The sequence below is a fragment of the Colwellia aquaemaris genome (genome assembly GCF_057548755.1).
In genome coordinates this window covers 807,354-830,384 of sequence record NZ_BAAJLV010000001.1, presented here as the reverse complement: position 1 = coordinate 830,384, position 23,031 = coordinate 807,354, and the positions used below count along the sequence as shown (strand labels likewise).

Annotated in this window: 23 protein-coding genes and 1 tRNA gene; 7 read left to right on the top strand and 17 right to left on the bottom strand. The window is 39.8% G+C overall.

Annotated elements, in window-relative coordinates:
• Positions 1–79: 79 nt before the first annotated feature.
• From AC27HL_RS03680 to AC27HL_RS03615, 14 genes are all read right to left on the bottom strand, one after another.
• Complete coding sequence (locus AC27HL_RS03680) at positions 80–1,561, bottom strand: flagellin (RefSeq protein WP_487079013.1); 1,482 nt, start codon at positions 1,559–1,561, stop codon at positions 80–82.
• 251 nt (positions 1,562–1,812) lie between these two features.
• On the bottom strand, positions 1,813–3,018 hold the full coding sequence (flgL, locus tag AC27HL_RS03675; protein WP_487079012.1) for a flagellar hook-associated protein FlgL: 1,206 nt from the start codon (positions 3,016–3,018) through the stop codon (positions 1,813–1,815).
• Between the two features lie 8 nt (positions 3,019–3,026).
• Positions 3,027–5,033: a flagellar hook-associated protein FlgK gene (gene flgK, locus AC27HL_RS03670; protein ID WP_487079011.1), complete on the bottom strand. Its 2,007-nt coding sequence runs from the start codon at positions 5,031–5,033 to the stop codon at positions 3,027–3,029.
• A gap of 52 nt (positions 5,034–5,085) precedes the next feature.
• The gene (gene flgJ, locus AC27HL_RS03665; RefSeq protein WP_487079010.1) at positions 5,086–6,078 is read right to left on the bottom strand and encodes a flagellar assembly peptidoglycan hydrolase FlgJ; all 993 of its coding nucleotides are present in this window, start codon (positions 6,076–6,078) and stop codon (positions 5,086–5,088) included.
• Positions 6,079–6,097: 19 nt separating this feature from the next.
• Positions 6,098–7,192: a flagellar basal body P-ring protein FlgI gene (locus AC27HL_RS03660; protein ID WP_487079009.1), complete on the bottom strand. Its 1,095-nt coding sequence runs from the start codon at positions 7,190–7,192 to the stop codon at positions 6,098–6,100.
• Positions 7,193–7,203: 11 nt separating this feature from the next.
• Positions 7,204–7,911 carry a flagellar basal body L-ring protein FlgH gene (gene flgH / locus AC27HL_RS03655; RefSeq protein ID WP_487079894.1) on the bottom strand — a complete coding sequence of 236 codons (708 nt, stop codon included), beginning with the start codon at positions 7,909–7,911 and terminating at the stop codon, positions 7,204–7,206.
• 17 nt (positions 7,912–7,928) lie between these two features.
• On the bottom strand, positions 7,929–8,717 hold the full coding sequence (gene flgG / locus AC27HL_RS03650) for a flagellar basal-body rod protein FlgG (protein ID WP_487079008.1): 789 nt from the start codon (positions 8,715–8,717) through the stop codon (positions 7,929–7,931).
• A gap of 22 nt (positions 8,718–8,739) precedes the next feature.
• Entirely contained in the window at positions 8,740–9,483 is a 744-nt protein-coding gene (gene flgF / locus AC27HL_RS03645) for a flagellar basal-body rod protein FlgF (protein WP_487079007.1), read from the bottom strand.
• A 181-nt stretch (positions 9,484–9,664) separates the two neighbouring features.
• On the bottom strand, positions 9,665–11,182 hold the full coding sequence (locus AC27HL_RS03640; RefSeq protein WP_487079006.1) for a flagellar hook protein FlgE: 1,518 nt from the start codon (positions 11,180–11,182) through the stop codon (positions 9,665–9,667).
• Between the two features lie 29 nt (positions 11,183–11,211).
• Complete coding sequence (locus AC27HL_RS03635) at positions 11,212–11,901, bottom strand: flagellar hook assembly protein FlgD (protein ID WP_487079005.1); 690 nt, start codon at positions 11,899–11,901, stop codon at positions 11,212–11,214.
• A 19-nt stretch (positions 11,902–11,920) separates the two neighbouring features.
• Positions 11,921–12,340 (bottom strand): flagellar basal body rod protein FlgC, encoded by a 420-nt coding sequence (gene flgC, locus AC27HL_RS03630; RefSeq protein ID WP_487079004.1) that lies wholly within the window; start codon positions 12,338–12,340, stop codon positions 11,921–11,923.
• Between the two features lie 2 nt (positions 12,341–12,342).
• A complete protein-coding gene (gene flgB, locus AC27HL_RS03625) occupies positions 12,343–12,741 on the bottom strand; it encodes a flagellar basal body rod protein FlgB (RefSeq protein WP_487079003.1) in 399 nt (132 codons plus the stop codon).
• A gap of 63 nt (positions 12,742–12,804) precedes the next feature.
• Positions 12,805–13,635, bottom strand: coding sequence for a CheR family methyltransferase (locus AC27HL_RS03620; RefSeq protein ID WP_487079002.1), 831 nt, complete (start codon positions 13,633–13,635; stop codon positions 12,805–12,807).
• A 34-nt stretch (positions 13,636–13,669) separates the two neighbouring features.
• Positions 13,670–14,608 carry a chemotaxis protein gene (locus AC27HL_RS03615; RefSeq protein ID WP_487079001.1) on the bottom strand — a complete coding sequence of 313 codons (939 nt, stop codon included), beginning with the start codon at positions 14,606–14,608 and terminating at the stop codon, positions 13,670–13,672.
• Between the two features lie 166 nt (positions 14,609–14,774).
• On the opposite strand from AC27HL_RS03615, the gene flgA reads away from it, so the two are divergent.
• From flgA to AC27HL_RS03600, 3 genes are all read left to right on the top strand, one after another.
• Positions 14,775–15,467, top strand: coding sequence for a flagellar basal body P-ring formation chaperone FlgA (flgA, locus tag AC27HL_RS03610; RefSeq protein WP_487079000.1), 693 nt, complete (start codon positions 14,775–14,777; stop codon positions 15,465–15,467).
• A 73-nt stretch (positions 15,468–15,540) separates the two neighbouring features.
• Positions 15,541–15,855, top strand: coding sequence for a flagellar biosynthesis anti-sigma factor FlgM (flgM, locus tag AC27HL_RS03605; RefSeq protein WP_487078999.1), 315 nt, complete (start codon positions 15,541–15,543; stop codon positions 15,853–15,855).
• A gap of 24 nt (positions 15,856–15,879) precedes the next feature.
• Positions 15,880–16,311, top strand: coding sequence for a flagella synthesis protein FlgN (locus AC27HL_RS03600; RefSeq protein ID WP_487078998.1), 432 nt, complete (start codon positions 15,880–15,882; stop codon positions 16,309–16,311).
• A gap of 239 nt (positions 16,312–16,550) precedes the next feature.
• On the opposite strand, the gene AC27HL_RS03595 is transcribed toward AC27HL_RS03600, so the two are convergent.
• Both AC27HL_RS03595 and AC27HL_RS03590 read right to left on the bottom strand, forming a co-directional pair.
• The gene (locus AC27HL_RS03595) at positions 16,551–17,015 is read right to left on the bottom strand and encodes an LPP20 family lipoprotein (RefSeq protein ID WP_487078997.1); all 465 of its coding nucleotides are present in this window, start codon (positions 17,013–17,015) and stop codon (positions 16,551–16,553) included.
• Between the two features lie 25 nt (positions 17,016–17,040).
• Positions 17,041–17,688 carry a FlgO family outer membrane protein gene (locus AC27HL_RS03590; protein ID WP_487078996.1) on the bottom strand — a complete coding sequence of 216 codons (648 nt, stop codon included), beginning with the start codon at positions 17,686–17,688 and terminating at the stop codon, positions 17,041–17,043.
• A 146-nt stretch (positions 17,689–17,834) separates the two neighbouring features.
• On the opposite strand from AC27HL_RS03590, the gene AC27HL_RS03585 reads away from it, so the two are divergent.
• Positions 17,835–19,043: a flagellar assembly protein T N-terminal domain-containing protein gene (locus AC27HL_RS03585; protein ID WP_487078995.1), complete on the top strand. Its 1,209-nt coding sequence runs from the start codon at positions 17,835–17,837 to the stop codon at positions 19,041–19,043.
• A 150-nt stretch (positions 19,044–19,193) separates the two neighbouring features.
• Positions 19,194–19,269, top strand: a tRNA-Arg gene (locus AC27HL_RS03580).
• A gap of 112 nt (positions 19,270–19,381) precedes the next feature.
• Here AC27HL_RS03580 and AC27HL_RS03575 read toward each other — a convergent pair.
• Positions 19,382–19,531: a hypothetical protein gene (locus AC27HL_RS03575; protein WP_487078994.1), complete on the bottom strand. Its 150-nt coding sequence runs from the start codon at positions 19,529–19,531 to the stop codon at positions 19,382–19,384.
• Positions 19,532–19,852: 321 nt separating this feature from the next.
• Here AC27HL_RS03575 and tkt point away from each other — a divergent pair, with 321 nt between their 5' ends.
• Positions 19,853–21,838 (top strand): transketolase, encoded by a 1,986-nt coding sequence (gene tkt / locus AC27HL_RS03570; protein ID WP_487078993.1) that lies wholly within the window; start codon positions 19,853–19,855, stop codon positions 21,836–21,838.
• Positions 21,839–21,973: 135 nt separating this feature from the next.
• Positions 21,974–22,987, top strand: a complete 1,014-nt coding sequence (epd, locus tag AC27HL_RS03565; RefSeq protein ID WP_487078992.1) for an erythrose-4-phosphate dehydrogenase — start codon at positions 21,974–21,976, stop codon at positions 22,985–22,987.
• Positions 22,988–23,031 lie beyond the last annotated feature (44 nt).

The window sequence follows — 23,031 nt, the reverse complement described above, 5'->3', positions numbered from 1 at the left end:
ATTAATTAATTTAATGCGTGCTATAAAGCAAAAAAGGCTGAAATCACTTTCAACCTTTTTGACTTCAAAGTAGTTCTAATTAACCACCAATTAAGCTTATTGCCGCTTGTGGGATCTGATTAGCTTGCGCTAAAATTGACGTTCCTGCTTGCTGGAGAATTTGATTTTTTGTCATATTAGCAGTTTCTACCGCAAAATCTGTATCTTGAATTCGGCTTCTTGAAGCTGATACATTTTCTTGAATATTCGCTAAATTGCTAATGGTATGACTAAAGCGGTTTTGGATAGCACCTAAGCTCGCACGTTGTGAGTCGATTTGCGACAAAGCACCATCAATAACATCTAGCGCATTTTGCGCACCATCTTGCGTGTTAATATCAACTGTACCTACAGCATTCAATGTCGACACTTGTGCTGTCGTTGCATTAGCCAAAGACGCATCATTACCTGTAACAGCATAACTTTCAGTTGAATTTAAGCGAATAGTACCACCAATAACCGTTGAGTCGGTACCTGTTGCCGCGCCTAAAGTATTTGTTACAGTAGATACAGTGCCATCATATGCGACACCTTTTGCATCTATTGTTCCTGTTGCCCCAGCTTCTTTAAAATTATCAATCTTTATGTCTCTACCTGTTTCATCGGTCAACATTAAAGTGCCGGTATCACTAATTGTTGCCGCTACACGTGTTTGACCAGATTTTTCGTTAATCGCATTAGCAATTTCATTTAAATCGGCAGTTGCCGAAATTACTGAGCCATTTAAAGTAAAGCTCACATTACCAACTGCGGTTATATTACTTAACTCTACTTGTGTTCTAGCGTCAGCTGAAACACCTGTGGTGCCCGTAACAGCATTAAACTTGGTTGCTATTGATGAAGCTTCTTCATCCGCCGCCGTTGTAATGTTAATTGTTGTACCACTTTTACCTGTAATATCGTAACTAGAAGCTACAACATTATTACCGCCTGTTGTATCAGCCGTTGCAGTTGCGCCAGCAACTTGACCAAGGCCGCCCGCAGTTGCACTAGATAAATCTGCTTTATTCGTACCTATATCTGATGCTTTAATACTACTTAAGCCGATTGAAATAGTTTCATTAGCATTAGCACCAACTTGGAAAGAACGGGTGCCAAAAGAGCCATTTAATAACTGAGTATCACCAAACGATGTCGTTTCTGCGATACGAGTTAATTCTGTTTGTAAAGCTGAAACTTCTTTTTGCAGTGCTTCACGATCAGACGCGGAGTTTGAGCCATTCGCTGCTTGCAGGGCTAGATCACGCATACGTTGCAAGATATTAGTTGATTCCTGCATAGCACCTTCAGCGGTTTGCGCCATTGAAATACCATCATTGGCATTACGTTGTGCTACACCTAAACCACCGATTTGCGATGTCAGTCGATTTGAAATTTGTAAACCAGCAGCATCATCTCTTGCACTGTTAATACGCATACCAGATGATAAACGCTGCATCGCTGTGGCCAAACCTTCGCCTGACTTAGTTAAGTTACGTTGAGCATTCAATGATGCCGTGTTAGTTACTACAGATAAGGCCATGATAGACTCCTAGTAATTAAAATTATCTTTTACATTGTTTACGTTGATTGCTGATTTCAGCCCTTTGTATTCAACGCTGCTTATTTCAGCCCTCAATTCATAATTGCTAAAATTATTTATGCAATGCAGTTGGGCTTCATTGGCCTTAACAGCCATAAATATACGACTTACACACGTCATGCTAAATCGCCATTTTTCTATTCTAATTATTTTTAAGCATAATCAATGCCAAAAATAAAAAGTCATTAAAGTTATCGAATATAATTAAAAAGAGATAAACTTTGCACTTGAGTAAACGACTGTTGAGCCGCCTGCAGTGCAATTTTCGATTGCTCAAAGGTTGAAATTGCTTTGGCAAAATCTAAATCTTCAATTGATGAACGCCCCGACGATAAATACAGTTCAGTATCCAAATGGTTACTTTTTTGACGATCAATAACTTGCAGATTAATACCTGACTGCGCTCGACGAGAAGTTAAGTGATTCATTGCGTCATTTAATTGCTCAAGTGTCTGGTTAAAGTCAACTTGCACTTGTGGATCATCGCCGGCGCTAGTTTTATTCTCAATCCAATCAATCGCTGACTTTAATGTGTCAAAAACACTGATATTTTCTTCTGGGCTCAAAGAAAAATTGTCACCCGGCAATGGGTTGCCGCTCAATTTAACCTCAATTCCGTTAAAGGCAATGGTTTGCCCTGGCACGTAACCGGCAATATTTGTTACGTTGCCCGCGCCATCGGTAATTGTAAGATCTGTCGCTGTTGTGAAGTTAAAAGTAAAGTCAGCAGGATTGACAGCACTATTATAAATACTTGGATCGGCTATTATTGCGCTCTCAACCTGAATTCCCGAAGTGTTGGTATTATATGTAGGCGTAAAATCACCAAGAGCATTAGGTACTTTTTGAAATACTTGCTCACCACTTTGATTAGTCGCTATATTGACATTTTTAGCTATTTGTAACTCTCTAACACCATTGTCACCGCGATAATTTACTGTGTTATCCGCTTGTAAAACAAAAGGAGCATCATCTATTTGATATCCTGCAAAAACATAGCCTCCGGTTTCATCTTGGCTATTGGCAATATCGAGTATCTGTTGCAAGCTATGACTAGCTTGTTGAGCAATTGAGGCTAAGTCATCATCGGAACGAACACCACTGTTTGCTTGTAGCATTAAATCTTTTAGTTCATTCATAATGCCCTCAGCATTCGCTAATGAGGTATCAATTAAACTATTGTGGTTTTCTGCTTGGGTAATATTTCGTTGATATTTTTCAATATTAGCAAGGTCATTCTTGTAGCCCGCTAATGTGCCATAGGCAACCGCATCATCTTTGGCAGTAATTACACGTTTACCACTTGAGATGTAATTAACTTGCTCATTAACGCCTGCCTGTTGATTCGACATTTGTAAGCCATTTTGAATATAAAATTGTGCTGTTGAAACGCGCATAATAAGTCCTATCTAGCCACTGATAACAAAGTGTCAAAAATTGTATTTGCTACCGAAATGATCTGTGATGATGCTTGGTAAGCCTGTTGGTACTTCAGCATGTTGGCTGCTTCTTCATCAAGGTTAACCCCTGACTTAGATTGATTACGATTAAACGCTTGGGTAAATAACGACTGCGCAGTGTCGGCAACGACTTCAGCAGAACTTGCATTTGAACCAACTTCTGCCGTGGCATTGGCTAACGCTTGGCTGAAAGTTTGTTTACCGCCACCTAGAATTTGTTGTTCTTGCGTTGATGCCATAAAGGTAGCATTGCTGCCATTACCTGAGCCAAATGCATCTGAGATAGTAAATTTCTCTCTGGCTAATGTTCCTTGCCCTACTGGGGATCCACCAATTTCAATTTGAAATGCAGGCGGAGTTGTTGCTGGCGGCATATCAATAACGGCAGTGGCCCCCGCAGCAAAACTACCAGCCGCCAAGGTAGGAGCCGGTGGTGGATTTGCCGCATCATAAACACGATAGTCAAAAGTACCAGGTGCGCTTTCGTAAACATCAACAGTTATGTTTGCATTGGTACCGTTAGTAAATGAGCGAGCTAACTCTGGATCTAATACATTTGTGATATTGACAGAGCCATTACTGACATTATTGTCATTTGCCTCAACCGAAATCGCAGAACTTGCTGCAATTCCTTTCGGATCAGTAAGTGTGACATTCATAAGTGCCGCACTATTTTCTGTCGGGCGTATCGTAAAGCTATCATCTGCACTCGGCGCGCCGGTATTAACGTTAAATTCGAAGCCAAAGTTGGTTGGATAAACACCTGAGCCCACAGGGGATTCCACCAAGGTGGTTTCGCTACCATCGAGCTCATTAGTCATAATATAATCAGTGCCATCAAACTTAATGGTAAATTCATTTGTAGGTACTAATGAAACATCGGTAATCGTAGCACCTGCTTGCACCGTTCCTGCATTTTTTGACGAAGGTAATACTCTCGAGCTTTGTAATTGCGTGGTGTTAATATCAGTAAAAAAATTGGCACCTTGTTTACCATTTAAATCAAGTCCTTGGGACTGTGCTTGATTTAATGTTTCAGAAACAGCCATGGCTAAACGATTGATTTCACTACGTGCTTTAGTAACATGTTCGTCACGGTATTCAAACTTAGCTGCTATTTGCCCACCTAATCTTGAACCATCGAGTGCAACCGTGCTGTTTGGTCCAATCAATTTAAGCTGAGTTTGCATCGGATCGGGATTTCCCGCTTCAACACCCACAGTTAACGGTGTAATACCCGCCACCAATGTTGCACCACTGCCTATCATAACAGTCATAACGCCATTGGCATCTTGCACGGTATTAACAGAAGTATATTCACCTAATTCAGTAATTAACTGATCTCGTCTATCCAACAAGTCATTAGGCTGACCTTTCAAAGTTAAATCTTTATTCTGCAGAATTTGATCGTTCATTTTTGCTAATTCAACAGAGATTTGTGAAATTTTATTAGCTATTTGCTCAATTTCACCGTTGGTCGATTTTTCCAATTGGTCTAAATTATGGTTAATACTGTTGAAGTCATTAACCAAGACACTAGCTTGACTTAGGGCAATGTTACGTAGACCGATATCATTGGGGTTATCGGCAATGCCATTTACAGCTTGATAAAGCCTATCGATGGAGCCACCAATGGCCTCACCAGAAAAAGACATTATTTGGTTTAACTGATTGAGATCTAAACTAATGGAACTTGCATTGCCTAAGTTACTTTTGTTTAGCAGTTGTTCTTTATAAGAGAATTGATCATAGATGCGAGTAATGTCTTGAACATAAGTTCCTGAGCCAATAAAGTTACCGCCGTTAAAGTTGCCAATGGCTGCACCTTGCTCAGTACGCTGGCGGGTATAACCTTCGGTATTAACATTGGCTATGTTATGCCCTGTCGTCGCCAACTGCTGTTGTGCGGACAGTAAACCACTAACACCAGTTTGATAAAGATTAATCGACATGACCTAAACTCCTACAGTAACCCTATTTCGTCGTCGAAATATTTGGCTAAACTTATTTATTTAATAAGCTGGTTACTGTCCGAAGTGTTCCCATTATTTTTTTTGCGTAATTGGGGTCGGTTGCATAACCAGCACTCTGTAGGCTATGCAGAAATTGTTCCACATTTTCAGATTTTTCTAATGCACCTTGATAACGTTCACTACCAGTAAGTAAATTTAAGTAGTCATTAACACTTTGACCAATAGACTCATAAACTCTAAATGGCTCTCGTTTTTTTACCATAGCGCCATTTTCAAACTCTAAAGTTTCTTTATGAGTTTTTTCGCCAGCCCAGCGTCTATCGGCCTTAATGTTAAATAAGTTATTGGAACTTTTACCGGTCTCGGTCTTAATAATTTTTTGTCCCCAACCGGTTTCTAATGCGGCTTGCGCAATCACAACTTCAAAAGGTACATTTATTTTATCTTGCACGCGTTTAGCATCTGCCGTTAATGCGCTAACAAAGTCTTGTGGTTGTGCAAAAGTAGGATTTTGTAACTGATTTGCCAACTTCGCTAAGTTAGAGCCATTTGTTTGACGATCTTTCTCAGGATCTTGTTTACTTGACAGATCGTTGACAACATTTCGACTTGTTAACAAGGAACCTTGAGTAACACGTACACTACCCCGGCTGTCGATATTTCCATCCGAGCGTAATATGGTATGAGGCTTGTAATTTTCACTATCGCCACCGAGTTGACGTACAATAAGCTCAGATAAACCTAATGAGCCATTATTCGACATTTCCAGTGACATTTGTTGATCGTGCATGTCACGATAAAACTTGGTTGACTCTGAGTTAAATGGACTATCTGACTCCAACACTTCTTGCGCTTTGCGCATACTTTTCATCAGCATTTGCATAAAAATCGCTTCAAACTGCTTAGCAGCCTGCTCTAAAGCAGCCTCTTTACTGGCATTGTCACCAGTTTTCGCATCTTGGCGAATCGAGTTTAAGCCATTAATATCTAAAAAGTTCTGTGCGTCAGCAATGCGTGTGGTCATAATAAAAATTCATTGGTCATTAAATAATGACCAAATCTCCACGTAACGCACCGGCTTGATCTAAGGCTTCTAAAATTGCCATTACATCACCTGGCCCTGCACCAACCTGATTAATTGCGCGAACCAAGGCATCTAAGGTAACACCTGGATCAAACACAAACATGCGCGAGTCATCTTGATTTACGTCGATGATAGATTGCGTTGTCGTTACTGTATCACCGTCAGCAAAAGCATTGGGTTGCGAGACATTTTCAGTTTCATTGATAGTGACGGTAATTCCACCATGAGTAATTGCCGCCGGCAATAAGCGAACATCAGCACCTATGACTATGGTACCGGTACGCGAGTTAACAATAATTTTCGCCGATGGAGAATCTGGTTCGAACTCTAAATTTTCTAACGTTGCTAAAAAACTTACTCTGTCTGCAGCATCTCGTGGCGCCGTAACTTTCACCGATGCTGCGTCTACAGCACGTGCCGAGCCAGCAATTAAGTTGTTGATGGTGTCTGATAATCGTTTTGCGGTGGTAAAATCGGCATTGTGCAAATTAAAAGTAATATAGTCACCTGACGTAAATGGTGATATTACTTCTCGTTCAACCATAGCTCCGTTCGCAATACGGCCAACTGTGGGGGTATTAGCAATAACTTTTGAGCCATCTAAACCTTCGGCGCCTAAGCCACTTACCACTAAGCTGCCTTGGGCAACGGCATAAGCATTACCATCTAATCCCATCAAGATAGTTTGAAGTAACGTACCGCCACGTAAACTTTGCGCACTTCCCATTGACGATACTGTTACGTCAATTTTTTGCCCTGGTTTTGAAAATGCAGGTAATTCGGCATGAACCGCCACGGCTGCAACATTCTTAATTTTGGGCTTTAAATTAGGTGGCATGGTTATACCAAAATTACTCAGCATGGTTTTAAAACTCTGCTCGGTAAACGGGCTTTGTTCACCCGTGCCAGGTAAACCAACAACTAAACCATAACCTATCAATTGGTTACTACGCACACCTGCAACATCAGCGAGATCTTTTATACGTTGCGCGTTAGCACTGGATAAAGACAAAATAAATGCGAGGCAACATAAACTACAAATTAACTTTTTCATCATATTATCCTTTATAAAGGCCACCATGAACTACTGAAAAATTTAGATAGCCAACCTTGCTCTTGCGCATCGGCAAAAGCACCAGTGCCGGCGTATTGAATACGAGCATTTGCCACTTTACTTGAGGTAATGGTGTTATTTGAGCTGATATCTTGTGAGCGAATAATACCGGTTAAGCGAATATATTCGTCGCCATTGTTTAAGGTCATCCATTTTTCGCCACGAATCATTAAATTACCATTTGGTAAAACTCTTAAAACATGAACAGATATATTTCCTGACAGACTATTACCTTGGTTTGCTTTTGAATCACCTTTAAAGTCAGACTCTTGATCATAACCAAATTGAATCGACTTATTTTTAATATTAATTGGCGTGCCACCAAACCCCGTTATTGGCTGTAAAGTTGCACTATTTTCTTTCTTTAATTCAGTTTTAGCATTTTTCTGCGCTTGCGTACTTTCACTTAAAATCACCGAAATAATATCGCCGACTCGATGCGCTTTTGAGTCGGAATAAATGTTATTAACGTAATTCACTTTAAATAATGATCCCGTTGGCACCAATGGTTCATCATTCATCTCAGGTAAAATAGGCGCAAAGTCTGGATCGTCTGGCAATGTTTTTGCCTGCTCAACACTAGCGCAAGCACTCATCAATAAAGCAATAACTCCTGCACTTATGCATCTTAATTTTAATGAAGCATCTTGTTTACTCATCATCCGCTCCCTAAATCTTATAACTGCTGGTTAATATAGCTAAGCATTTGATCTACTGCTGAAATAACTTTTGAGTTCATTTCATAAACGCGTTGACTTTCAATCAGATTAACTAACTCTTCTGTGGTATTAACATTAGAAGTTTCTAACGCTCCCTGCACTATCATGCCAAAGCCAGCCAAACCTGGAACACCTTCTTGAGGCGCGCCACTAACAGCCGTTTCTACATATAAGTTTTGGCCTATAGGCTCTAATCCTGTTGGATTAACAAAATTAACGGTATTAATTTGCCCAACCACGGCTGGCTCTGCTTGCCCTTGCAACGTTACTGAAACTTCACCATCTTGCGACACTATGATACTTAGCGCGTCTTCTGGAACAGTTATCTGTGGTTGTAGTAAATAACCAGCACCAGGAGTTACGATGGAACCTTCTTCATCCATCGTAAATTGACCATTACGAGAGTAAGCCGAAGAGCCATCAGGCATTAAAATTTCAAACATACCTTCACCTTGGATCATAAGATCTAAAGCATTATCAGTGTTTAACATATCACCTTGAGTATGAATTTTTTGTGTCGCCACTACCTTAGTACCAGCACCTAGCATCAGGCCTGAAGGCATTTCAGTATCTTGTGCCGAGCGTCCACCAGGCTGATTAATGTTTTGATAAAGTAAGTCTTCAAAAACCGCTCTACTTTTCTTAAAGCCTACTGTACTGGCGTTTGCCAAGTTATTTGAAATAACCGCAATTTCTTTAGTTTGAGCATCTAAGCCTGTTTTACTGATCCATAATGCTGGGTTCATACATCACCTCGAGAAAATTTAATTAGAATGCGCGTAATAATGAAGAGGCACTTGAGTCAACTTCTTCGGCGGTTTTCATCATTTTTAACTGCATTTCAAACTGACGTTGCAGTGCGATCATATCGGTCATTTCACCAATAGGATTTACGTTACTTGATTCAATTGCGCCACTGGCGACTTTTACTGTGATATCAGCTGGCTCGACATTGCCGTCTTTACGACGAAATAGGCCGTCATTGCCTTTTTCAATAAAACGGTTATCAGGATTGACAAGCTTTATGCGGCCAACTTCTTCCTGTACAGAACTTGGTGCCCCTTCAGGCTGAACCATAATAGTTCCATCACTCGAAATATCGATATTGTTAACGGGTAAAGGTAAAAAGATTGGGCCATTATCACCGATGACTAAATCACCACTGGATGTTTCCAATGCACCGTTATCATTTAACTTAAGTTGGCCATTACGGGTATAGGCTTCGCTTCCATCTTGAGTTTGCACAGCCATCCAACCTTGGCCTTGAATGGCAAGGTCTAAATCACGTCCAGTCGTAAGAAATGCACCACTGTCAAAGTTTTGGCCTGACCTTTCCGTCATAGAAAATACGCGAGTAGGTAAACCTTCACCAAAAGCTTGCATTGAACGAGCACTAGCAAGATCAGCTTTAAAGCCCGTTGTTTTAGCGTTAGCGAGGTTATTGGCAGTAACTGATAAGGCGTGCATATTTTGTTTTGCACCGCTCATGGCGATGTACAACATCTTATCCATAAGGAACTCCACTCAAGGTAATTTCATTTACGTGGAAGAATGCAATTAAAATGCCAAGCTACAAACATTAATTTTATAGGCAGATTTTAGGACAAAAATTTTAAATTAAACTTTCACAAATAAAAAACCAGGCAACAATAAATATTTCCTGGCTTTTAAGGGATTGAGTTAGATTCAATAATTAACGAATTTGTAATATCGTTTGGTTTAATTGGTTATCTACTTCCAACGCTCGCGAGTTAGCTTGGAAATTTCGCTGTGCTGAAATCAAGTCAATCAACTCAGATGTTAAGTTAACATTAGACTGCTCAAGAGCAGAAGAGTTGATGGTACCAAACGTACCTGAACCACCTTCCCCAGCTAATGCTTCACCTGACGTGATACTTTCTTTCCAGCCAGTATTGCCCACTTGTGTTAAGCCTTGTTCATTTGCAAAGTTTACTAACGCAATACGTGATAATGGCTCTGAAGTACCATTACTGTATGTCGCACGAACTAAGCCATCTGCACCTATATCTAGGCCTGTTAGTCGACCAACGGCCAAACCATCTTGTTGAAGTGAGGTAACTTCAAAGTTTGAGGCAAATTGTGTAGGCTCATTTGGGTTTGGACCATTAGGGTCTAAATTAAAATCAATTGCTACTGTTTGAGTTGGATCTGCACCATTGGGTAAGTGATCGGTAAATGCTACCGTTCGGATGCCACCATTTCCTACTGCCGGCGACTGACTTATAAAGTCACCCGAAGAGTTATACGATAAACGAGCACCTTTTACGCCACCTGGAGCTAACGGACCACTACCAGTGCCCCCTTGTGGAGTTGTCGCTGCTATTGCATTGGCAAGTGCTGTTTTAGCAGCGTTAAGTGTTGCCAAATCAGCAGCAGTTGGCGAGGCAATAGCATCATAAGTGGCTTGTGCCGCAGCGGCCGCCGCTGTTTCAGTCACCACTAATGCATCAGCCGCAGCTTGCACAACAGGATCATCATCTAAGTCAATCACTTTACCGTCAACCGCAGCAAACATCATCCATTGGTTTGGTGCAGTGCTTGGGTTATCTTTAACAAAGTAGTAAGTCATAATATGACTGTCACCTAATGAGTCAAAAATCGTCACTGAAGTAGAGTGATTAAAGGTCAATGGATCTGCAGGGTCAAAGTTGCCTGGCGCGGTCGAGATATATGAGTCACCAGCTGGTAAGTTCATACGAATATCAACTTCTGAAGATTGCTGTGGTGCACCAGAAGCGGTTGGGATTCGAATTGGCTCAGCTGTACTTAAACTTACGGACGCAGAAGTGCCGTCAGGGTTTACAGGAAAGCCTAGTAAATGTCCGCCTTGCGAATTCACAATAAAGTTATCTTGATTTAGTTTAAACTGGCCTGCACGTGTATATGATGTTTCTAAGCTGCCTAACTCCGGCACTGTGGCAAAAAATCCATTACCTGTTATCGCCAGATCTAGCGCATTATTAGTAAACTGAATACTACCTTGGGAAAACTGCTGCGCTACATCTGCGGTTAATACACCATCACCGACTTTTGTTTTACCCGAAGATAAAAGTGAAGCAGCATAAACATCAACAAATTCTGCTCGCGACTCTTTAAAGCCTGTGGTGTTTACGTTTGCAATGTTATTGGATGTAACATCCAGGTCTTTTTGTGCGGCGTTTAATCCGCTTAATGCGATATTGAATGACATAAATTCACCTCGTAAAAAATTCTGTTAATTTAACCTTGTGTTACTTCAACAACATCCGATAGTTTCATCGAACTGCCACCATTAAGATTTAGTAATATGTTGCCGCCTGCACCTGCCAACGTGACACTATCAACTTTGCGATACGTCATGGCTTGTAATTCATTGGCCTCACCATCAACTAGGCCAGCCACACGAAAACGATAAGCGCCTTCTGGCGCCGGTTCACCATCAGAGCCCATGCCGTCCCAAGTAAAGGTAAACTCACCAGCTTTAACACTGCCAACCGGCACGGTTTGAATAATTTCACCAGCAACGTTTTCTACATAAATATTGACATTAGATGCTGGCTTATCGGTAATTAATTTACCTTTAACTTCTTCACCTTGCTCCATACCGAATACGTTATCGTCAACTAAAACGCTACGACCAACTAATGAAGAGGCTTGCAATGCTTGGCTAGATGACATTGACGCGGCAAAGTTTGTAAATTGATCATTAAGCTCCGAAACACCATCGGTTGTAGAGAATGCTGTCATTTGTGAAATCATCTCATTATTTTCTACTGGCTTAGTTGGATCTTGATGCGATAACTCTTGTGTTAACAAGGCAAAAAAGTCTTCTTGCGTTAACATGCCGCGGTTGTTATCCGCTTCTGGCGTTGTATTTTCTTGCTGCCAACGAATATTGTCTAATGGACTAGAACCAGATACTGTTTCCATTTTAAATTCCTATATAAACTTAGCGTTGACCAAGTGTTAGCGTTTTATTCAGCATATTCTTTGCTGATTCTGCTAATTGCACATTGGTTTGATATGAGCGAGACGCCGAAATCATGTTAGTCATTTCTTCGATAACATTAACATTTGGCTTATAGATATAACCTTCACCATCAGCCATTGGATGATCCGGTGCGTACTCAACATTTAATGGTTTATTACTTTCAACAACACCTAGCACTTGTACACCGACCGACTCATTTTGCCCGGCGGCAGCTTTTTGCATCTCAGCGGCAAAAACTGGATGGCGTGCACGATACGTTTCATCGACACTACTGCTAACACTGTCGGCGTTAGCAATATTACTGGCTGTGGTATTTAGGCGTACAGACTGTGCGCTCATACCGGTACCAGAAATAGAAAATACATTAAATAGGCTCATTATTACTGCCCTCCAGTGATTGCTTTTCTCAAGCCTTTAATCTTGCCATTAAGGAATTGCAGGCTTGCTTGATATTCCATAGAGTTTTCTAGATACAAGTTTCGTTCCACTTGTACATCAACGGTATTACCGTCACCTGTATCTGGTTGATCCGGCACACGATAGCCCACACCATTGTTGAGTTCCATGCGAACATCAAAGTGTTTTTCATTGGTACGTGTCATACCGGCTTGTTGTTTGGAGGAGGCTTGTGCTAACGCTGCTTGAAAATCCATTCCCTTTGCTTTGTAGCCCGGGGTATCGGCATTCGCTATATTACTAGCAATAAGCTCTGCGCGCTGGGCACGTACTTGTAATCCCTGCGGGTGAATACCAAATGCTTTTTCAAAACTAATAGCCATAAAGAAACCTCCAATTTAATGGAGATTTCTAATACAATATTTATGCCATAGTTATTTTGACGGTTATTTTTTCTGGTAAACAATACCTGGATTGCAGCGGTTCATATTAAAGTCTTGGCTGATTCCAGATAGCGACTCAGAAGCACCTAAAAACAAATAACCATTGTTATTTAATGTGCCATGAATCTGAGAGATAATTTGTGTTTTCAGTTCTGGGGAAAAATAGATTAAAACATTTCGACAAAAAACCAGATCAAAACGTCCCATTAAACTATAGCTATTAAGCAAGTTTAACTGTCGAAAACTGACCATGTTTTTAATCACACTTTTGACTTTTAACATGCCGTTATCGCCATTTTCAAAAAATTGACGCTTACGCTCTAACGACAGGCCTCTTGACAATGCTAAGCTATCATAATGGGCATATTTACAATGTTCTAACATGGTATTTGAAATATCAGTACCAATAATTTGTACACCACCAGGAAAAGCGCCAGGGTTACTTTGTTGGTATTCATAAATAGCCATGGCAATAGAATAAGGTTCTTGCCCAGATGAACTTGCCGCAGACCATATTTTTAAGGGGGTTCTTTGCCCTTTAAATTCAGGCAGTAACTTTTTCTTTAACAACTCAAATGGATACTCATCCCGAAACCACAACGTTTCGTTTGTGGTCATAGCATCTATTACTGCGGCACGTAATTGCCGCTTCACTGGATTTAAGGTTTGCGCCACCAAATCTGACAATGACGCTACTTCAAACTTTGCCATTAATGGCGCTAATCGGCTTTTCACTAAGTACTGCTTACTTGCACCTAATACAATACCGCACTGCTGCTCTAGAAATGTTCTAAACTGCTGATAGCTTTTATCATCGAGTTGTTTAGTTGGCACTAGTTATAATCCATCTATATTAATCATTAAAAAACTACGACGATATTTCGTCATGCTTCAACCATTTCTTTACCGCTGTTGCCAGTTCATCAGGATGAAACTTAGGAATAAAATCTTCCGCGCCAACTTTCTCCACCATGGCGTTGTTAAAAACACCACTTAACGATGTATGAAGAATTACTGGAACGTCGCGCATACGTTCATTTTGTTTAATTTCGGCCGTTAAGGTATAACCGTCCATTTCTGGCATTTCAATGTCTGAGATAAGCAAGGCAACCTTTTCCGTGATCGTGCTATTACACTCCTCGGCGATCGCTTCAAGCTGAGTTAATGCGTCTTGACCATTCTTAGCCAATAACATATTTAAACCCAATGGCTCGAGTGCTCGTTTCACTTGGTTACGTGCAACCGTAGAATCATCAGCAATCATAATGACCCTATCACCAACTTCCTCACCAACGGTTTCATCTGCAACGCCTTCACTTAACTCAGTTGAAATTGGGCTAATTTCATTCAGGATCTTTTCAACATCAAGAATCGAGACCATTTCTTTATCAATTTCTGTGACCGCAGTTAAATAGCTCGACTTTCCGGTACCTTCTGGCGGCGGCATTATGTCTTTCCAGCTCAATGTTACAATGCGCTCAACACCAGCAACGAGGAAGCCTTGAACGCTACGATTGTACTCTGCAATAATGACAAAACTGTCATCCGTTTGTACAATTTCTGGTCCACCTGTAGCTTTACTTAAATCAATAACTGAAATTGTTTGGCCCCGAATATGGGCAACACCTTTAATAAACTTGTCTTGCTTAGGTAATGATGTCAAACGTGGGCAAGGCATAACTTCGCGCACTTTAAATACGTTAATGCCAAAGCGCTGCCTACCTACCAGCTTAAATAGCAGTAGCTCCAATCGGTTCTGACCTACCAGTTGTGTGCGCTGATTTACTGAATCTAATATACCTGCCATAAAAACCTCTATTGGAAATGCCGATGAAAATATAACAAAGGCATAAATCTTGATAGTATTAACTTTTAAACGAAAGCGTAATTTTATTGACGCAAATCGAGCGAAGTTCTATTTAATAAAGCATAGACGAGTATTTTTATTTCCCTAGCAGCTAAATCAAAAAATTATGAATAAATTAAAGATATTAGTAAAAATTACCGTTATTTATTTGGCAATGCTAAATGTCAGCAATGCCATGGTTTTTGATCGTGAATATTTAACTAACTTTATAAAATCCCACGTTGAAAAGCACATACAAGTGCCTGAACAGGGAAAACTGCTAATTGAAGTTTCACAAATAGACCCTAGGATCACTTTGCAAGCTTGTCTATCGCCTTTACAGGCAAATATACCTGAAAAACATAATGGTAGGAACGTAAATGTTAAAATTGTTTGTGACGATGAAAAACCTTGGTATTTATTCATTCCTGTAAAAATTCAAACTATTGTACCTATCCTTGTTACCAAGAAACGTATAACAAAAGGTACGTTACTTGATAATTCAAATATGGAAGTGATTTTCAAAGACAGCGCAAAAATTAGAGGCGTAATTTTAAGTGAGCCTAAAATCGTCACAGGTGCTCGCATCAAGAGAAATCTTTCCAAAGGCAGTGCCATCACTGACAAAAACACTTGTTTTGTATGCAAAGGACAGCCTGTGAACATTATCGCGAAATCTGCCGGCTTTGAAATTAAGTCTTCTGGAACTGCGCTGCGAGACGGCAGCTTAGGTGATATTATTTCCGTGAAAAATAATAAGTCAGGTCGTACAATTCGTGGCCAAGTTAACGCTATTAACCAAGTAGTAATTAATTTATAATAATTCTTAAGTTTTCTATTGTTTTGCCGATACAAGGTTAGAAACCAATTACTGTTGTAAGTAGGATTTAATAATGGCGATAAATATCAATAACTTGAACAATCCCAGTCAAGTAAAACAGAAACTTGAGCAGCAAGTTCAGACTAAACAACAAGTCACAGAAAACGCAAATGCATCGCAACAAGCGAAATTGGCGCCTCGTGATTCAGTTTCAATTACACCGCAGGCAAAGCAATTGAGTGAATTACAAAAGAAAGCAGGTGACTCGCCTGTGGTAAATCAAAAGAAAATTGACGAGTTAAAAAGTGCAATAGCGTCTGGCGATTATAAAGTAAACCCAGAAAAGCTAGCTGCAAGCATTGCTAATTTTGAATTTGAGCTTGGCTAACCTATAGTTTCAAGGAAATAAAAAGTGTCTGACAAAATAACGCCCCAACAATTGGTTTCTAAACAATTATCGCAATTGACGCAATTAGAGACGTTATTAACTGCCGAAAAAGAAATTTTACAGCAGCAAAATCCAGACGCTTTAATTGAGCTCACCTCTGAGAAAAATAGCCTACTTGTTGCCATTCAAGAAACAGATAACGCCATAGGACAAAGCTTTGAATTTAAGCAAGAAAAACTAGCCGGTAACTTTGCTGATGAGCTATCAGAAATAGAAGCCATCTTGCTACGTTGTAAAAAACAAAATCAAGTAAATGGTTTGATCATACATCAATCTCAACTCTCGGTTGAACGTATGAAAACATCATTATTAGAAAGTCATAATAAATCTTCTATGACATACGATAATAAAGGCAAAACCTCTGGCGGACTCAGTAGCCTAGGAATTAAGGCCTAATAGTAAAATTCACGATAGTATTTACTCAGTTGCAACACTTTTAGCCTTTAAGTTTGACTAGCGCAGAAAATACGAAAGCAAAGTGTGAAAGCTGAGTACTCTAGAACATCCCTACATCTATATAGCAAAATTCACAGCTTCAATAATTATTGTTAGCTCGTAGCGCAAGTCATAGCTCTAAAATTTAAAACACCAGCCTAAAGCTGGTGTTTTAATGAGAACTTACAAATATCTGTCAATTAATAGTAAGAAATATCTTTAATTTCTTGTCGGTTCGATGACGCTGTATAGATGTCATATACATCTTTAAAATCTAAGCTCAACTCAGTGGTATACGTATCACCTACCGGATAACTCTTAACAACTTTAGCACCACGAATAATACCTTGTACCGACGCTCTTAACTTTTGGTTATCAACAACCAAATTAGACATAGTTGTTTTACCATCAATTGTTTGCCCATAAACTTGCTCGGCTAATTCTGCATAAGCGGCTATTTTAGATGCGTTAATTGCCATAAGCATTTTTTGAGTATCATGCTTTGATTTCTGTAAACTTATGGGCGCTTGCCCTATTGCCGTTAATACTGGAAAACTTTCGGGTTTCACGGTTTGCCATTCCACATGTTTATCATAAATTGACGAACATGCCGTCAATATTGTTAAAGCAAATAAAACTGCACCGCGTCTTAATAAAGAAATCATATTAAACCTATATTAATTCGTTAATCTATTGCTGTATGGCAACAGCACGAGCATCATCAACCAACATAGCACTATCACGGAGGATCATACCGTCTTTCATTTTCACATTTTCATTGCGGTTAAAATCATCACCTACCACCCAAGATGGAATGAAAGATTGCGCAGTAGCTACAACAACTCGAGATTGCATACCTATCATGCGAGCATTTACCAATATCCCTTCCTCTTGTTGCATCATGGTGCCAGTAACAACATAGTCAATTATCTGGCGTTCAGGTAACTCTTTCCAATCACGACTAAATACATAATCGCCATCAGCAGTTACCCTAATATGACCGGTAGTTTTAAAGTCGATAACCACCAAACCGTGACGTTGCATTTCATGTACAAAGCTTTCAGATAGCTGATTTCCAAGCCAATTTGTTGATTCCAAGTTCTTGAGATCGACAAATGATGCAATTGCAATAGGTGTTTTAGGGTTTACAAATGAGCTACTTTCAAGCATCTGATAAGCCAGCCCTTTAACCACGTCATTTATTGCGTGTCGAGGTAGTTCAAAGCTGTCAATTTCTTGCTTTTCATTGTATGACGAACGATAAAAATCATCTTCTTCTGCCACCATAGAACAGGAGGCAAGTGCCGGTAATAGTATCGCTAAAAGCCAATTTTTCATTGAGCTCTCCTCAATTAATGCATAAATCAAATTAATAATAGTGCCAACAACAAAGCATAATTCGCGCCAGTTTTTACAAATAACTAAATAGGCATAAAACATGCATATTCGAATTAAGTTGTCGTTCCAGTTACTAAGAGATCACTATGTTGTTAAAGCCAGTTTATCGTCGTTTATTAAAGCACAAGTTAATAAAACTTAGTGTAATCGCCATAAGTTTAACAATATACAGTAATACGAGTGTTGGTCAGTGGTATGAATCTCAAGGTACTGCAACGATTAAAAATGACGACAGTAAATCCGCTAAAAACCGGGCAATGCAAAATGCTCTCAAAAAAGCGTTGTTAGTCGCTGGAGCTTCAGTATCGAGTGTTCAGCAAGTGGTCAATGGTTTGCTTACACAAGACGAAATTAATATTCGCGCAAGTGGCAGTGTTAACTCTTTTGAACTTATCAGTGAAAACTATACAGATAATTTAGTCACCGTGACTATACGGGCAGATATATTCCCACAAGAGAAGAAGTGCTTTGCCGCTGATTATAAAAAATCAATGTTATTAACCCGTAGCAACTTATTGCACCGAGAACAGGCCAATATTGGCAACATTTATAAAATTGATAAAACATTAGTTAAGCAATTGGCGAACAAAATTCAAAAAAATGGTATTTATCTCGACACCAAGTTGGCGCTCAATACTAAAACAGAATTCTCTCGACTTAACCAAAGTTTGGCGATGGAGCAACTTAAAGACCTCGCAAGATCTTTAGCAAATATGACAAATAGTCAGTATGTGTTGTTCTCTGAAATTCAAGACTTATCAATGGCTAATAGTGAAAATAACACATGGCAGTTTTGGCAAGAAAATATCTATCAACGCCAATTTAATATCGCCTTATACATTCATGACGGTACTACGGGCGAAAGAGTATTAGATAAGCAGTATCAAACTTCAGCTCCTTGGCAGTTCGATAAACGCAAGCAAGTGGATGTTTCAAGCCACAACTTTTGGCAAAGTGACTATGGCATGCAAATAAGCCAGACACTTGACGATATGGTTACAGATATCGATGAAAATATGATGTGTCAGCCTACTCAAGGAAGGATCGTCCAAGTTGCTGGCAATAATATCACCTTTAATCTAGGCAGCCGCCATGGTGTTAAAGTTGGTGATGAGTTTTCATTGTTACACTTTGAAAATTTTATCAGTGATGACAAAAGATCTTACCCAGGGTTTAATGTCAGCCCATATAAAGTGATTGTTAATGAGGTTACTAATGACAGCGCACGAGCCACTACAACCGAACAGCACATCATAGATAACATTCAGGTGAATGACTTGGCAATTCGCTACTAGCAGGGAAACTTTAACTGAACATGAGAGCCAATAAGAAACAAGCATTGGCTCCTTGATTGAATAGTTGCAAGTAAACTTTGCTATTCTCACCCTGCTTTACACAAGTTGAACTATTGATATTTCTCTACAAATTTATAAACTAGTATTTATGTCCTCATAGTTTAACTGGATAAAACTGCGGCCTCCTAAGCCGCTGCTCCAGGTTCGAGTCCTGGTGGGGACGCCACCCTTTCAAATTTACACCTAGGGTTGAATAACAACATCCACTTTCAAAATGATCTTAATTAAAAAACATAAAAAAACCCCGCTTTAGCGAGGTTTATATTTTAAAAGACAAATTAGTTAATCAATTCATCACTTTTTTGTTCTATTGCAACATCCTTGTCGTCTGCAGCTGAGCTATTACTCAACATCGCCGATACAGCTAATATTACTACAGCAAATATTACCGTTGTCAGCTTAACTCCTCTTGACGACGACCTGTTCATTACTCTTTCCTGTTCAGGTTATATCTTTTTATTGTTATTTGTACATACAACCAATCCACATTAAAGGATCTTAGATCATAATTCAAGCGCTTAGTCTATAATATTTAAGCTTTTTTTAAATTAAGATCTAAAACCTATATCAGAACAGGCAAATGATCATTCACATGATTAATTAAAGACATATCTGATGATGATTGAAAAACATAACTAAGAGAAAAAAAATCGTAGAAAAGTGCTAATTAAATTTGCAGTGAGGGGGCACTCTAGGCGAAAATAAGCGCAATTTTCATCCTTTCATCTTTTACAATTATTGGAGCAATTATGCCGTCGCGTCAACAACTGGCCAATGCAATTCGAGTTTTAAGCATGGATGCCGTGCAAAAGGCTAAATCAGGACACCCTGGAGCCCCTATGGGCATGGCAGATATCGCTGAAGTTTTATGGCGTGATTTTCTAAAGCATAACCCAACGGATCCAAACTGGGCTGACCGCGATCGTTTTATCTTATCTAATGGCCATGGTTCAATGCTAATCTATTCATTACTGCATTTAACAGGCTATGATTTGCCAATTAACGAATTACAAAATTTCCGTCAATTGCATTCTAAAACCCCTGGTCACCCAGAATATGGTTATACACCGGGTGTGGAAACAACAACTGGTCCTTTAGGTGCTGGTATTTCAAATGCTGTCGGTATGGCTATTGCTGAAAAAACCTTAGCGGCACAATTTAACCGAGAAGGTCATAATATTGTTGACCATAACACCTATGTATTCTTAGGTGACGGTTGCTTAATGGAAGGAATTTCTCATGAAGCCTGTTCATTAGCTGGTACATTGGGCTTAGGTAAGCTAATTGCCTTTTGGGATGACAATGGCATTTCAATTGATGGTGAAGTTGAGGGGTGGTTTACTGACAATACGCCAGCACGCTTTGAAGCCTACGGCTGGCACGTGATAAGTGATGTTGATGGTCATGATAGCGCAGCAGTTGCCGCAGCGATTGAAGCCGCAAAAGCCGTCACTGATAAGCCAACCATGATTTGTTGTAAAACGGTTATCGGTTTTGGTTCACCAAACAAGTCTGGTACTCATGATTGTCACGGCGCACCATTAGGTGATGACGAAATTGCCGCGGCACGTGAATTCTTAAACTGGCCGCATGCCCCTTTTGATATTCCAGCTGATGTATACGCTGATTGGGATCAAAAAGAAAAAGGCGGCTCCGAACAAGCAAGCTGGAATGAAAAGTTTGCCGCATATCAAGCCGCTCACCCTGAGCTAGCTGCTGAATATGAGCGTCGTGTAATTAAGGGCGACTTACCGGCAGAATTTGAAGAAAAAGCTAATGCTTATATTTTAGAATGCCAAGAAAAAGCTGAGAATGTTGCTTCTCGTAAAGCATCACAAAATACTATTGAAGCCTTTGGTAAAGTGTTACCAGAATTAATGGGCGGTTCAGCAGATTTAGCAGGCTCTAACTTAACCTTATGGTCTGGTTCTAAAGGCATTCAAGACGATGCAGCTGGTAACTACATCTTCTACGGCGTTCGTGAATTTGGTATGAGCGGCATTATGAATGGTATTTCATTACACGGTGGTTTCATTAACTACGGTGCTACATTTATGATGTTTATGGAGTACGCTCGTAACGCGGTACGTATGTCGGCATTGATGGGTATCCAAAATATTTTTGTATACACTCATGACTCTATTGGCCAAGGTGAAGATGGCCCAACGCATCAGCCAATAGAACAGTTGACAAATTTACGTACAACGCCAAATATGGTGACATGGCGTCCGGCAGATGCGACTGAATCAGCGGTAGCTTGGAAGAATGCAGTAGAGCGTCAAAACGCCCCTACTTCATTAATTTTTTCACGCCAAGGTTTACCAGCACTAAGTCGCAATACAGAACAAGTAGCAAACATTGCTAAAGGTGCATATATCTTAAAAGATAGCGTAGGTACACCAGAAACTATTTTAATAGCAACTGGCTCTGAAGTGTCATTAGCCCTAAAAGCTGCTGAGCAACTTGGTGACAAGGTACGTGTGGTTTCTATGCCTTCAACTAATATCTTTGATGCACAAGATGCCAACTACAAAGAATCAGTATTACCTGCAAACGTTACTAAACGCGTTGCTATTGAAGCTGCTCACACAGATTTCTGGTACAAATATGTTGGCTTTAGCGGCAAAGTCGTTGGTATGACAACATTTGGTGAGTCTGCACCTGGTAATGCGTTGTTTGAACACTTTGGTTTTACCGTTGAGAACGTTGTTAACACAGTAAATAGCTTAGATTAATTTTCTACTGTTTCACTTAGCAAAATTAGTAGCCAGTTAAGCTTTGTTTAACTGGCTATTTCATTGACAATGAGTATTTAATGACAATATTCATTGTCAATGAAATAGCCTAATCACATCAGTAAGAACAAAATAATGTCAATTAATATCGCAATAAATGGTTTTGGTAGAATAGGCCGCAATGTAGTTCGTGCCTTATACGAAAATGCCAGAACAAACGATTTCAAGCTTAAAGCAATCAATGAGCTTGCTGATCCAGAAGGTATCGCACATTTATTAAAATATGACTCAACACATGGTCGATTCGCTTTTGCTGTTGAACAAACTGGCAACAAGCTTTTTATTGCCGGCGATGAAATTACCCTGAGCCATGAAGCAGAAATCAGTGCTTTGCCTTGGCAACAACTCGATATTGATATTGTTATTGATTGCACTGGAAAATTTGGCGATCAGCACGATGGCCAGTTGCATATTCAACAAGGTGCAAAAAAAGTCCTTTTTTCACACCCAGGCGCTCATGATCTTGATGCGACAATTATCTACGGCATTAACCATCAGCAACTAACAGCAACCGACAAAGTTGTTTCAAATGGCTCATGTACAACCAACTGTGTGGTGCCTGTCATTCAAGTCTTAGACAACGCATTTGGCGTCGAAGGCGGTGCAATTACCACTATACATTCCTCAATGCATGACCAACAAGTTATTGACGCCTATCATTCAGATTTACGCCGCACTCGAGCAGCAAGTCAATCTATTATTCCAGTCAATACAAAGTTGGCTGCAGGCATTGAGCGCATTTTACCAAAATTTGCCGGCCGTTTTGAAGCAATTGCGGTGCGGGTACCCACTATCAATGTTACCGCAATGGATTTAAGCCTTACTTTATCTAGCGATGTTACTATTGACGATATCAACCAAGCTATAGTACAGGCACAAAATAATGGCTTGTCTGGCATTTTGGGCTATACCACTGAGCCATTAGTTTCTATCGACTTTAATCATGATCCTCACTCTTGTATTGTTGATGGTAACCAAACACGAGTTAGTCACAAGCGTTTAGTAAAGTTGCTCATTTGGTGTGACAACGAATGGGGCTTTGCTAATCGCATGTTAGATACTGCTTTTGCTATGTCACAAGCAAATTAGCTATGCTTGTATATAGTAAGCAATAAAATTTATAAATTTACCTA

What these genes read in the sequence shown, in the direction of transcription:
- AC27HL_RS03595 (WP_487078997.1), bottom strand. Translation starts at nt 17,015, where the DNA reads ATGATTTCTTTATTAAGACGCGGTGCAGTTTTATTTGCTTTAACAATA.
- epd (WP_487078992.1), top strand. Translation starts at nt 21,974, where the DNA reads ATGTCAATTAATATCGCAATAAATGGTTTTGGTAGAATAGGCCGCAAT.
- flgG (WP_487079008.1), bottom strand. Translation starts at nt 8,717, where the DNA reads ATGAACCCAGCATTATGGATCAGTAAAACAGGCTTAGATGCTCAAACT.
- AC27HL_RS03635 (WP_487079005.1), bottom strand. Translation starts at nt 11,901, where the DNA reads ATGGAAACAGTATCTGGTTCTAGTCCATTAGACAATATTCGTTGGCAG.
- flgL (WP_487079012.1), bottom strand. Translation starts at nt 3,018, where the DNA reads ATGCGCGTTTCAACAGCACAATTTTATATTCAAAATGGCTTACAAATG.
- AC27HL_RS03680 (WP_487079013.1), bottom strand. Translation starts at nt 1,561, where the DNA reads ATGGCCTTATCTGTAGTAACTAACACGGCATCATTGAATGCTCAACGT.
- flgC (WP_487079004.1), bottom strand. Translation starts at nt 12,340, where the DNA reads ATGAGCCTATTTAATGTATTTTCTATTTCTGGTACCGGTATGAGCGCA.
- flgF (WP_487079007.1), bottom strand. Translation starts at nt 9,483, where the DNA reads ATGGATAAGATGTTGTACATCGCCATGAGCGGTGCAAAACAAAATATG.
- AC27HL_RS03585 (WP_487078995.1), top strand. Translation starts at nt 17,835, where the DNA reads ATGTTGTTAAAGCCAGTTTATCGTCGTTTATTAAAGCACAAGTTAATA.
- tkt (WP_487078993.1), top strand. Translation starts at nt 19,853, where the DNA reads ATGCCGTCGCGTCAACAACTGGCCAATGCAATTCGAGTTTTAAGCATG.
- AC27HL_RS03575 (WP_487078994.1), bottom strand. Translation starts at nt 19,531, where the DNA reads ATGAACAGGTCGTCGTCAAGAGGAGTTAAGCTGACAACGGTAATATTT.
- flgK (WP_487079011.1), bottom strand. Translation starts at nt 5,033, where the DNA reads ATGTCGATTAATCTTTATCAAACTGGTGTTAGTGGTTTACTGTCCGCA.
- AC27HL_RS03660 (WP_487079009.1), bottom strand. Translation starts at nt 7,192, where the DNA reads ATGAAAAAGTTAATTTGTAGTTTATGTTGCCTCGCATTTATTTTGTCT.
- AC27HL_RS03615 (WP_487079001.1), bottom strand. Translation starts at nt 14,608, where the DNA reads ATGGCAGGTATATTAGATTCAGTAAATCAGCGCACACAACTGGTAGGT.
- flgB (WP_487079003.1), bottom strand. Translation starts at nt 12,741, where the DNA reads ATGGCTATTAGTTTTGAAAAAGCATTTGGTATTCACCCGCAGGGATTA.
- flgJ (WP_487079010.1), bottom strand. Translation starts at nt 6,078, where the DNA reads ATGACCACACGCATTGCTGACGCACAGAACTTTTTAGATATTAATGGC.
- flgH (WP_487079894.1), bottom strand. Translation starts at nt 7,911, where the DNA reads ATGAGTAAACAAGATGCTTCATTAAAATTAAGATGCATAAGTGCAGGA.
- AC27HL_RS03590 (WP_487078996.1), bottom strand. Translation starts at nt 17,688, where the DNA reads ATGAAAAATTGGCTTTTAGCGATACTATTACCGGCACTTGCCTCCTGT.
- flgM (WP_487078999.1), top strand. Translation starts at nt 15,541, where the DNA reads ATGGCGATAAATATCAATAACTTGAACAATCCCAGTCAAGTAAAACAG.
- flgA (WP_487079000.1), top strand. Translation starts at nt 14,775, where the DNA reads ATGAATAAATTAAAGATATTAGTAAAAATTACCGTTATTTATTTGGCA.
- AC27HL_RS03640 (WP_487079006.1), bottom strand. Translation starts at nt 11,182, where the DNA reads ATGTCATTCAATATCGCATTAAGCGGATTAAACGCCGCACAAAAAGAC.